This is a genomic window from Aeromonas sp. L_1B5_3 (genome assembly GCF_963866575.1).
GTDB lineage: Bacteria > Pseudomonadota > Gammaproteobacteria > Enterobacterales > Aeromonadaceae > Aeromonas > Aeromonas jandaei.
This window is the reverse complement of sequence record NZ_CAWMDN010000095.1, coordinates 1-11795: the sequence shown is the minus strand read 5'-3', so window position 1 is coordinate 11795 and position 11795 is coordinate 1. Positions and strand designations below refer to the sequence as shown.

The following is an 11795-nucleotide window of genomic DNA, read 5'->3' as shown; positions in this document are numbered from 1 at the left end:
TCGCACAGTCATCGTCTGACTGCATAAATTGCGACTGGCTCTTGTGGTTCCGTCTGCCTGACGTGGCGAATCTCCAAACTAATGGGATTTTTCAGCAAGGTCAATTGGACTTCCGGGCTCTTTGCAATGTTACATTCACATAACAAAATATGGATTTGCGGCGATGAATTACGCCTTGCTTTGTTTTTATTCTGATTAAAATATCTTTTTTGGATTAATAGTCTGCATATGCTCGTTTTGGTGGTTTACTCCATGGGTATCGAGAACTGTAGTAATTTTACCAAATCATGGATGCCAAGGACGAAGGTGATCACATTTCACAATCCTGTCTCTTGCATTTGCCCGCAAGCCGTACTCTTAAATTTTTTCATTGTTCAACAATAGTTTATATCCCATTGCGGATATGGTTGCTGGCTCTGCCCTGTGGCAGGCAAGGTCTCAAAAGCATCAATAATCGGCCGGTTTCATATATTTATCCGTAAAATTGTGAATATTTATATGATTTCTGACCCTTTCTTCCCTTGATCCAGCTCAGCGCCGTATTTGCGCAAGCTCGTACAATGACGCTCCTTTAGCGGAGGTGTCATGCAGTTACACGAACTCGTCAATACATTCGGTCAGGATCTCAAGCAGCGTCATGGCCAGAAGATCCACAAGCTCTCCATTCACGGCGCCTTCACCTGCCCAAACCGGGACGGTACCCTGGGGCGCGGCGGCTGCACCTTCTGCAATGTCTCTTCCTTCGCCGACGAATCGGCCCAGCAGCTTTCGGTGGTGCAGCAACTGCTGGCCCGTCGGGACGAGGTGACCCGTGCCAAGCGTTATCTTGCCTACTTTCAGGCCTATACCAGCACCTATGCTGAGGTTGAGTATCTGCAGCGGATGTATGAAGAGGCGCTGTCGGTGAGCGATATGGTGGGACTTTGTGTCGGCACTCGTCCTGATTGTGTACCGGATGCTGTATTGGATCTGCTGGCGGGCTATCAGGCCCGGGGTTACGAGGTGTGGCTGGAGCTCGGGCTGCAAAGCGCCAACGACAAGACTTTGCAACGGATCAACCGGGGTCACGGTTATGCCGCTTATGTGGATGCGGTGACGCGGGCCCATCAGCGCGGTATCAAGGTGTGTGCCCATCTGATCGTCGGTCTGCCGGGCGAAGTGCCGATGGATAGCCTCGATACCCTGCATCGCATCGTGGAAACCGGCGTGGAGGGGATCAAGCTCCATCCGCTTCATGTGGTCGAGGGCAGTACCCTTGGCAAGGCGTGGCAGGCGGGGCGCCTTGAGGTATTGACGCTGGAGCAGTATGTGGAAGCCGCTGTCGCCATGATCCAGCACACGCCACCCGAGGTGGTATATCACCGCATTTCGGCCTCAGCTCGTCGTCCGACTCTGCTGGCTCCGGTCTGGTGTGAAAATCGCTGGACGGCCATGAGCGAGATCGCCAAGGCCCTCGCAAGTCAGGGGCCACAAGGGTACGCACTGGGAAGACCCTTTATGCTTTCTGAGCTGTAGTTGAGCGGAGAGTTACTATTTTCCCATAAAACATAGGCTTATATAAAAAGCTTCATAGATTTAGCTATAGTCTTGGTGCGTACGGATTGATATAGTGATGCACCATAATAGATATCGCTATCAATTACGTTCAGCCACATTTAATGATGAGCTAAACGTCAGCAGAGTATTTCACTCGCTCTTTTATCGATAATGAGCCATGCCGCTGTTTAGAACGAACCGGGTTAACGACCCCGGATGCGCCGTTCCCCTCCGCGGTATTGCCAGTGGCGGCAGTTGTTCTTGATCTGGATTGGCAAGAACAGGTTCTGGTGGCAGCGGGGTTATCTCGACCTCATTCATGCAGTGACAGGATGCTATGCAAGCAGAAACAAGTCGTATTGATGAGTTATTGGAGTGTCTGGTCTTTCTGACCCGCTTTTACGGCGTGCCCAACAGTCAGGATGCCCTGACGACCGGTTTACCCTTGGTATCGGGGCGTCTGACCACGTCGCTTTTTGGTCGTGCTGCCGAGCGTGGAGGACTTTCTGCCCGTGAAGTCATTCAGCCGCTTGATGAGATCTCCCCACTGCTGCTGCCCTGCGTGCTGCAGATGCGCAATGGCGGCGCCTGCATTTTGCTGGAATGGAATGAAGATCGAAGCCAGGGAAAAGTGATTTTTCCGCAGGCCGGGGATGCAACCCAGTGGGTTGCGGTCGCCCAGCTGGGGGACGAATATATCGGGCGCCTCTTCTATGTGAAGAAACAGTTCAAGTTTGATGAACGCTCGCCCAAGGTGCTGGAAACCCGTGACGGTCACTGGTTCTGGAGTACATTGTTTGAATCCCGCGGAATTTATCGTGATGTATTGATCGCGTCCATTCTGATCAACCTGTTCGCAATAGCCAGCCCGCTATTTACCATGAACGTCTATGACAAGATTGTGCCCAATCTGGCGTTTGACTCACTCTGGGTGCTGGCTGTGGGTGCCATGGTTGTTTTTACCTTCGACTATGTGATGCGGCAGCTGCGCAGTTACTTCATCGATATTGCCGGCAAAAAGTCGGATGTACTGCTCTCTGCGAAGATTTTTGCCAAGGTGATGGGCATGCGGATGGAGTCTCGTCCTGCCTCAACCGGTGCTTTTGCCAAACATTTGCAGGAGTTTGAGTCGGTACGGGAATTTTTTACCTCAGCAACGGTATCTACGCTGATTGATCTCCCCTTCGCCATCTTCTTCCTCTTTATTATCTGGATCTTTGCCGGTGCCATGGTGGTGGTGCCCATTGTTGCCATGCTGATTTTGATCGCTTACAGCTTCTATATTCAGGAGCCGCTCAAGAAGTCGATTGAAGAGGGATCTCGGCTGGCTTCCCAGAAAAACGCCAACCTGATCGAAAGTATTTCGGGCCTTGAGACTGTGAAGATTTTTGGTGCCGAAAGCATGTTCCAGCATCGCTGGGAGCAGGCGGTATCCCATATCTCTACCTGGGGCGTACAGACCCGCCGCATCACCAACTCCATGTCGTCACTGGCGAGCTACATCCAGCAGGTGGTGACGGTCGGGTTGGTGATTGTCGGGGTTTACCAGATCTCCGAGGGCAATGTGACCATGGGGGGGATGATCGCGGCCGTGATGCTATCCAGCCGGGCTATCGCGCCAATGGTGCAGCTATCTGTGCTCTCGACCCGCTATAACCAGGCCAAGTCTGCGCTGGATATTCTGGAAAAGATCATGGTAACGCCGGGTGAGCAGGAGGAGGGGAAACAATATATCCATCATCCGGTTATCTCCGGCCGGATTGAGTTCGAGAATGTTTCCTTCAAATATCCAGGAATGGAGACCAGCACCCTGCACAATATCAATTTGCGCATCCAGCCGGGTGAGAAGGTGGCAATTATCGGCCGGATCGGTGCGGGTAAAACTACCCTCGAGAAGCTCTTGATGGGCCTCTATCGTCCGACTGATGGCTCGGTCAGAATCGATGGTTTTGAACTCGATCAGCTGCCCCCCTCGGTTATCCGCCGCAACATTGGCTGTGTGCCGCAGGATGTCGTGCTCTTTTTTGGCTCGGTGCGTGACAACATCATGCTGGGTAATCCGCTGGTGGACGATGTGCGGGTATTGCGCGCAGCCAAACGGGCCGGTGTGACCAACTTTACCAACCGGGATCCCAACGGTCTGGATCGGCAGATCGGTGAAGGTGGGCGCCAACTTTCGGGTGGCCAGCGTCAGGCCATCCTGTTGGCCCGAGCTCTGCTTAATGACCCGCCCATTCTGGTGATGGATGAACCGACCTCCAATATGGACAACCAGTCTGAAATGCTGGTGAAACAGGAGTTGGCCAGACTGGGCCCGGAAACGACCTTGATTCTCATCACCCACAAAACCTCCATGCTGGATGTCGCATCCCGAGTGATAGTGATCGAGCAGGGGCAAATCGTGGCTGATGGCCCGAAAGAGGCGGTGTTGCAACAGCTCAAAGAGGGCAAGGTACGGCTGCAGGAGGTATCCCATGGCTAAGCGGTTGTTAGGCTGGTTCAAGGGATTAAAAAAGCGCTCTTCCGATGACGTGTTGCCAGCCCCCGAGCATCTTGCCTTTGTCGATGATGGTGCCGCAGCCGTTTTGCTGACGACACCGACCCGGGCGCGCATTCTGCTTTGGTGCTGCTTCTTCTTCTTTATGAGCGCGATTGTGTGGGCCGCCTGGGCGCAGCTGGATGAAGTGACTGTTGGGCAGGGCAAAGTCATCCCTTCTCGCCAGTTGCAGGTGATCCAGAACCTGGAAGGGGGGATCGTCAAAGAGATCTTCGTCAAAGAAGGCGACATCGTCGAAAAAGGCCAACCACTGCTACGTATTGATGACACCCGTTTTCGTTCCGATTTTCGCGAGCGTGAGCAGGAGCTGGTGACTCTTAAAGGGGACATTGCGCGGCTACATGCAGAAATGGCTAGCGTCGAGGTGAAAAACGAGCCGAATCTGGGATGGCGTGAACAGGTTGTGGTGGGCGAAGCGCCCATTGAGTTTCCGGATGGCTATGAAACTGTCTTTGCCGAATATGCCAACCGTGAACGTTCAGTCCAGAAGGATCGTCTCAATAACCTGAAGAACCAGCTCTATATTCTAGGCCAGCAGATTGAGCAGAATGAGCAGGAGTTGATTGAGCTCAACGCCAAGATCCGCACCGTCAACCGGAGTGTGGAGCTGGCCAAGCAAGAGCTCAACATCAGTCGTCCGTTAGCAAAAGAGGGGATTGTGCCGCAAGTGGAGCTGATCAAGCTGGAGCGGCAGGTCAACGAAATGCAGGGGGAGCTTGAGAGCAACCATCTGCTGATCCCCAAGTTGAATGCGGTATTGCGTGAGACCATCTCCAAGCGCAACGACATTGCACTTAAGTTCAGGGCTGATTCGCAGACCGAGTTGAATGAAAAACAAGGCAGACTGGGGCAGTTGTCGGAAGGGCAGGTCGGATTGCGAGATCGGGTTGATCGCACCAGCGTGATTGCTCCGCTTAAAGGGACGATCAAAAAACTCAAGGTCAATACTCTGGGTGGTGTTGTCCAGCCCGGTATGGATTTGATGGAGATCGTTCCGCTGGAAGATACCCTGCTGGTGGAAGCCAAAGTATCTCCGAAAGATATAGCGTTCTTGCGGCCAGGGCTTGATGCTGTAGTCAAGATCACCGCCTACGACTTCACCATCTATGGAGGCTTGCATGGTAAGGTTGAACAGATAAGTGCGGACTCGATCCAGGATGAAGAGGGTAACTCCTTCTATCTGGTTCGGGTGCGTACCGAGAAAAGTTACTTGGGCGATGAGCTTAACGCACTTCCCATCATCCCCGGTATGTTAGCCAGTGCAGATATAATTACTGGTAAAAAAAGTGTCCTAGACTATTTGCTTAAGCCGATATTACGGGCAAAACAGTCGGCACTGAGAGAACGATAAGCCAACAATCTAAAAACAAGACATGACTGGAGATAACATGAAAAAAACGATTGTTGCCATGCTGGTCAGTGGCGTAACTATGTTGCCAGCATTGGTGCAGGCCCAGACTCTGGAAGAGTCGGTGGGGCAGGCACTTGCGACTCATCCCAAGATCAAAGAGGCGTTTGATCTTTATCAGGCTCGTCTTTATCAGCATGATGGCGCCAAAGGGGGTTACTATCCCACCATCGATTTACGCGGTGGTGTTGGCTACGAAAAGGTTGATAGCCCGACAACTCGTGGAGCTGGTTCCAACTCGACAACGATTGATGACTCCATGACTCGTAAAGAGGCTGGGATCAGTCTGCGTCAGATGTTGTTTGATGGTTTCAATGTCAGTAGCAATGTCTCCAGAACCGAGGCAGAGGCCAATGCACAGCGCCTTGCCATGATCTCGGAGGCAGAGAATACAGCACTACGGGTGGCTGAGGTTTATCTCAATATGCTGCGCCAGCAGGAGATCCTGGAACTCTCCAAGCAAAACCTCGAGACCCACGAGCAGATCCGAAGCGATATTCGCAAGCGTACTGACTCTGGCCTTGGTTCTACTGCTGACCAGACCCAGATCGATGGACGTGTGGCTCGGGCCTATTCCAACCAGGCTGCGGCAGAAAACAACTATCGTGATGCGGAAAGTGAATTTATCCGTGTCGTCAATGAGGTGCCAAAAGATCTGGTTCAACCGACACCGAATACAGAGTTGCTTCCGCCGTCACTCGAGAGTGCTTTGAAGACAGCTACCGAGGTTCACCCTACTCTGCTCTCCTCTTTGCAAGATATTGAAGCCGCCAAGTACCAGCATGAAGGTGCCAAGTCCGGTTTCTATCCTGATGTGACTTTTGAGGTAGATCAGAACTGGAACGAAGATATTAACGGGGTGAAAGGCCGTAACGACGATCTGACAGCTATGGTGCGGATGCGTTACAACCTGTTCCGTGGGGGCTCCGATGTGGCACAAAGCAATGCTACATCCGCGCTGTACTCTCAGGCAAAAGACATTCATATGAATGCTTTCCGTCAAGTTGAAGAGGGAACTCGTCTTGCGTGGAACGCCAAAGAGTCACTGGCCAAACAGAAAACCTTCTTGAAAGAGCACGTAGATGCAAGCTACGACACTGTTCAGGCATACAAGAAGCAATTTGGTTTGGGACAGCGAACCTTGCTGGACGTATTGAACACCGAGAACGAACTGTTTGAAGCGCGCCGCAGCTATATCACAGCAGAGTACGACTCATTGCTGGCCGACTATCGCATTTTGAATGCGACGGGTAGCCTGCTTAATGCGTTCAACTTCAAACAGCCTACCGAGTGGCAGGCCAAGCAGTAAGTTGGTATTCAGTTGCCCTTTCTTGGTTAGGGTAACTGCAGGCAGGATGGCGATACCGATAATGCCATCCTGTCTGGCTCAAACCGGGTGATTTGTGCAGGAGTGTTTCACCAACAATGCGGCAGGAAAATGATGTGACTTTCTGGTTGTCATCTGTTGGTATTTCTCATGCCCGGTTTGGCGCTAGTCGCAGCTTGATGCGAATGGTGCGTGCTTCTCTGTGGCTATTCCTACTCCCTCTCTCTTTATTGCTCTCCGCCAGCCAACCGTTGACTCAGGAAGATATGCAGTTGATCAAACGCGCTGAGCAGACCTACGGCATTCGGGCCGGGAAGAGAGTCACCACTTGGCGCACACTGGTGCAGCAAAACAAGGATGCTGGATTAAGTGAACGCCAGAAGCTGGAAAAGGTGAATCAGTTCTTTAATCAGATGCGTTTTATTGACGATATAAAGTTGTGGCGTAAAAAAGATTATTGGGCGACTCCATTGGAGTTTCTGGGGGCTTCCGGTGGTGATTGCGAAGATTTCAGTATTGCCAAGTATTCCACCTTGCTTGAACTCGGTATTCCGGATGAGAAAATGCGCATGGTATACGTCAAGGCCCTCGACTATAACCAGTTTCATATGGTCGTAGCCTATTATGAAACACCATCGTCAGTTCCGGTTATATTGGACAATTTAATAGGCTCAATTCGTCCTGCTACCCAGCGGCATGACCTTGTGCCTGTTTTCAGTTTTAACGGTAGTCACTTGTGGTTGATGAAAGCGCGAGGCCAAGGGGAACTGGCTGGTGATTCATCCCGCTTGGGGTTATGGAATGATTTACGCAATCGCATGACATCAGGGCGATTGGCTCGGCCTGTGGTGAATTTGGATGATTAACCTATGACGCTCTACAGACAGTTATTGGCCACCATGTTGCTGTTGTTTGGATTGTTGTTTGCAGCCACCTATTGGGTGCAATTCAATTCGACACGCTCCTATCTTGCACAGCAGCAGGAAACAACGGTGATTAACACCGCGACGTCACTGGGGCTGGCACTGACTCCCTATCTGGAAAACGGAGACAAAGTCGGTGCCGAGTCGGTGATCAAGGCGATATTTGACGGTGGTTATTATCGTATTGTGCGGCTTGACCTGCTTGCCTCGAAAGATGTGATTGAAGAGGAGAACAGCAGCCGTATTCAGGGTGTACCTGACTGGTTTATTAAATTGGGATTGTTTCCTGAAGTCTCCAACGAGTCGATTCTGACATCTGGTTGGCTCCAGCTAGGCAAATTGAAGGTGGTCGGTCATCCGGGCCAGGCTTATCACGAGCTGTGGGTGGGCATGAGCGAATTGGCAACCTGGTTCGTGATTGGCTTTCTCATTACCACTATTTTGTTGATGCGAGCGCTGAATTTCCTGTTAAAGCCGCTCAAACAGATTTGTGACCAGGCCGTCGAGATTGAGTTGCACCATTTTGGTCATACCATCCCCGAACCTCGGACTCATGAGCTGAAGCAAGTTGTTCAAGCCATCAATATTCTCTCCGGCAAGCTGGCTGTGCAGTTCAAAGAGCAGGCTGAAGAGGCAGAAAAACTGCGTGAGCGCGTCTATGTCGATGCGGTGTCCGGTTTGGGTAATCGAGCCTATTTTGTTGGCCAAGTAAATGCCTGGATTGCTGAAGCTGGTCAAGGCGGGGTTATGCTGGTTGCGGTGGATATGCTGGAAGATATCTACCGTGATGAAGGTTTCGCCGCTCGTGACAATATGGTCAAATCCATCGCCCAAGTGTTGCGGGAACAGCTTAAGGGATGGGATGGCGCCGCTGTTGCACGCATTTCGGCAACCGAGTATGCACTGTTATGCCCGACAGATGATTTTGAGCAGCTCAAAGAGCTGGCAGAGATTATTAACTCCCGTATTGCTGACCTGGTAGTTAATCCGATGGAGGAGGGCAACCCGCTCTCTGTTATCGGTATTGCGGGCCGTGATGGTAACGATGATCTCTCAGCTCTGTTGACCAAGGCAGATAATGCACTTGGTAAAGCCCGTAATGAGCGTCGTGGGGCTGTTGTAATTGAAGGCGGGGATAGCCAGGGCATGATGGGGCGTCTGGCATGGCGCGATCTGGTACAAGATGCGATTAACCGTCATCTATGGCGCTTCAAGGCACAACCCGCCTGCCGCTTTGATAATGGTTCGCGCATGCATGCCGAGTTGTTTGCCTCTATTTCGCGAGATGGAACGGATTACTTTGCAGGACAATTCTTGCCTGCTATTGAACAGTTCAAACTGGGGAGTGAATTTGACCAGGCTATCTTGGAGTCGAGTACCGGCTTGTTGCAACAAGATACCGAGTTGACGCTGGCCATCAATATTACCGCTGGTTCACTTTGCTCTGATGATTTCTTGGTGTGGTTGCCAGAATTTCTCTCGGAGCATGTAAATCTGCAGGGGCGTCTGCTGTTTGAAATTCCAGAGGCGGCGATTGTGAAACATCGGGAGCAAGTGACGGCACTGGTTCAGGTATTGCGTCAGCTTGGTTTCGAATGGGGTGTTGATCACTATGGTCGCCACTTCCAGTCTCTCGGTTATCTGGAAGAGTTGGCCCCTGCTTATGTGAAGGTGGATCATGGCTATACCAGCCAGGTGATGGAGCCGGGGGCAGATACCTCCTTCCTTGCCGCTGTTTGTCGTGCAGCCCACAATGCCGGTGTTCTGACCATTGCCACTCGGGTGGAAGACCAGCAGCAAGTGGAGCTACTCTCCAAATTGCATATCGATGGATACCAGGGATTTGTCCACCCGGCATTCCCCCTATCCTGAAACGATGTTTTCTGAATCAAAGCGGCCTTCAGGGCCGCTTTTTATATTGTTCATAAAATCAATTTGTCATTAGTGAATGAAAAAGTGAATAAGGCCTCAATAAGGTCTTTTTCTAGTATTTTGATATTAAAGGAAAAAACAGCTTCGTTCGATTTGGTTCATTCTTGAACATCCCTGTCCCGCCAATATGTTTATTTTTTGCAACGGTTAGAGTTGGCAAGTGCTTCTAAGGTGTATCCAGCGAGATCCGCCACCTTGGAGCAATGGATATGCGTACTCAAGTCATCGATAAAACCGTCGTTGTATCGGGTGTTGAAGGCAACGTAGAGATAGTGCTGGCTGATGGAACACAGCGCCCTTTGCAAAAAGGCGAAATTTTACAACCCGGTGCCAAATTGGTCATCGCCGATGATGCCAAGTTGGCCCTTTCGCCCTACGATGATTCCCCTGCAAAGAACCAGCCAACCGGTGCCGATGAGGCTCAACCCGATCAGCCGCAGGGTGGTACAAATGCCAATGGTGATGGAGCGCCTTCCGATATAGCGGCTTTGCAAAAATCAATCTTGCAGGGTGTTGACCCGACTCAAAACTTTGAAGCGTCAGCCGCAGGTGGTGCTCCTGCAGCCGGTGGTGGCGGTGGTGGGATTGGTGGGGTCGCTGGAACGAGTGGTAATGGTGGCTTTGTCACTATCGACCGTGTCGGAGACGCCACAATAGCTGCTGCCGGTTTTGATACAACCTACGATACGACACCTGTGCTCGATCAAGCTCAGGCTGCAGACCCGCTGTTGGTAAATGTACTGGCAGATCTGGATGAAACAGTGACTACCCAGGAGGATTCGCCTATCAGCGGCAATCTTCTGGATAACAGTACCAACCCTGACGGGCCGGCTACCGCCACGATCGTCTCTTATGACTGGGGGATCAATATCGGAGTTCCGGCTGGTGTTGCTGCAACAATTACCGGTGTTGGAACCCTGATCATCAATGCAGATGGTAGTTACACATTTACACCGGCAACCAACTATGACGGGGCAGTACCTGCTGTCACTTATCAAGTAACCGATGGACAGGACACCGTATCGTCAACTCTTGTTATTACTATTACTCCGGTCGATGAAGGGGTAAATCTGCAAGGGTTGGCAGTTGAAGGTGGGGAAGTGCAGGTGAGTGATGCCAATCTGGCAGATGGCTCTGCACCAGATGCCGCTAAATTGACTCAAAGCGGCACATTTACCTTCAATGCTCCTGATGGGGTTCAGCTACTGAGTGTGGGGGGACTTCAGCTGATCAGTAATGGTGCAGTCGTGACCTTGCCGCAGTCGGTTGATACCCCTTTGGGTAACACATTGCAAATTACGGCCATCACCTACGATCCGGTTACGGGTAATGGCACAGTAACTTACAGCTATACCCTTCTTGATAACGAAGCTCATCAAGAACCGGCCAACGACACTCAGTTGGGTGAAAACCTCGTAGTGACTCTGACGGACGATGATGGAGATACGACCAGCGCCACTCTGGATATTACAGTGCTGGATGATGTTCCAAGCCAGAGTGTGGGCGTGGCGGAAGAGGCTGATTTTGGCAGCCTGTCGGTGAACCTGGACGAGACTGTTGGCAAGGGAGACACCTACAACAGTAGCGATGTGGATGATGGTTACGTCAGTGACGATGTGAGCGGGGCACTGGCACAGGCCACCACTGCGATCGCTGGCGGTCTGTTGTCGCTCTTTACCAGCAGTGGCAGCTATGGTGCTGATGGCGCAGGCAGTACGACAGGTAGCTTCAGTTTTGTGGGCGTGGGCAGCGAGGGTGTCGAGACCAACCTGTCGGCGACCGATGGCGGTGCGATTACTCTCAATGCCGTGAGCGCGACCGAGTTGCAAGGGGTGGACGGTGACGGTGATGTGGTGTTCAGCATCAAGATAGTGACTGTGGATGGCGTTGCTCAGCTGCAGACCACCCAGTTTGAGGCACTGTCTCATGGTAACACCGGCCTGTTTGATGAGTCGCTGTCACTGTTGTTGAGCGGCCAGAACACTCTGGGTTTGCAATACAGCGTAACCCGGCTGGATGGCGATGGAGATAGCGTCACAGACAGCGCCACCATCAGCTTGGTAGATGGCGAGCGTTCGGTATTCAGCTTCGATGATGACGGCCCGCGTGCCG

The 11795-nt window shown here is 51.8% G+C and carries 7 protein-coding genes; all 7 read left to right on the top strand.

Translation table 11 applies throughout. From position 1 onward, the window contains the following. Nucleotides 1-585: 585 nt before the first annotated feature. Nucleotides 586-1515 (top strand): TIGR01212 family radical SAM protein, encoded by a 930-nt coding sequence (locus tag AACR93_RS05655; protein ID WP_041208468.1) that lies wholly within the window; start codon nucleotides 586-588, stop codon nucleotides 1513-1515. A gap of 358 nt (nucleotides 1516-1873) precedes the next feature. Beyond that, nucleotides 1874-4018, top strand: coding sequence for a type I secretion system permease/ATPase (locus AACR93_RS05650; protein ID WP_042033157.1), 2145 nt, complete (start codon nucleotides 1874-1876; stop codon nucleotides 4016-4018). After that, nucleotides 4011-5444 carry an HlyD family type I secretion periplasmic adaptor subunit gene (locus AACR93_RS05645; RefSeq protein WP_043849424.1) on the top strand — a complete coding sequence of 478 codons (1434 nt, stop codon included), beginning with the start codon at nucleotides 4011-4013 and terminating at the stop codon, nucleotides 5442-5444. Before AACR93_RS05650 ends, AACR93_RS05645 begins: the two co-directional genes overlap by 8 nt. Before the next feature lie 37 nt (nucleotides 5445-5481). Next, nucleotides 5482-6810 (top strand): TolC family outer membrane protein, encoded by a 1329-nt coding sequence (locus tag AACR93_RS05640; protein ID WP_043849423.1) that lies wholly within the window; start codon nucleotides 5482-5484, stop codon nucleotides 6808-6810. 197 nt (nucleotides 6811-7007) lie between these two features. Beyond that, on the top strand, nucleotides 7008-7694 hold the full coding sequence (locus AACR93_RS05635) for a transglutaminase-like cysteine peptidase (RefSeq protein WP_165791334.1): 687 nt from the start codon (nucleotides 7008-7010) through the stop codon (nucleotides 7692-7694). 3 nt (nucleotides 7695-7697) lie between these two features. Continuing rightward, entirely contained in the window at nucleotides 7698-9623 is a 1926-nt protein-coding gene (locus AACR93_RS05630) for an EAL domain-containing protein (RefSeq protein WP_043849422.1), read from the top strand. 269 nt (nucleotides 9624-9892) lie between these two features. Beyond that, nucleotides 9893-11795, top strand: a 1903-nt coding sequence (locus AACR93_RS05625; protein ID WP_231556865.1) for a retention module-containing protein, incomplete at its 3' end; no start/stop codon positions are given.

Bases quoted from the DNA above. Each gene is read 5' to 3' on its own strand.
- AACR93_RS05655 (WP_041208468.1), top strand. From the start codon at position 586: ATGCAGTTACACGAACTCGTCAATACATTCGGTCAGGATCTCAAGCAG.
- AACR93_RS05650 (WP_042033157.1), top strand. From the start codon at position 1,874: ATGCAAGCAGAAACAAGTCGTATTGATGAGTTATTGGAGTGTCTGGTC.
- AACR93_RS05630 (WP_043849422.1), top strand. From the start codon at position 7,698: ATGACGCTCTACAGACAGTTATTGGCCACCATGTTGCTGTTGTTTGGA.
- AACR93_RS05640 (WP_043849423.1), top strand. From the start codon at position 5,482: ATGAAAAAAACGATTGTTGCCATGCTGGTCAGTGGCGTAACTATGTTG.
- AACR93_RS05645 (WP_043849424.1), top strand. From the start codon at position 4,011: ATGGCTAAGCGGTTGTTAGGCTGGTTCAAGGGATTAAAAAAGCGCTCT.
- AACR93_RS05635 (WP_165791334.1), top strand. From the start codon at position 7,008: ATGCGAATGGTGCGTGCTTCTCTGTGGCTATTCCTACTCCCTCTCTCT.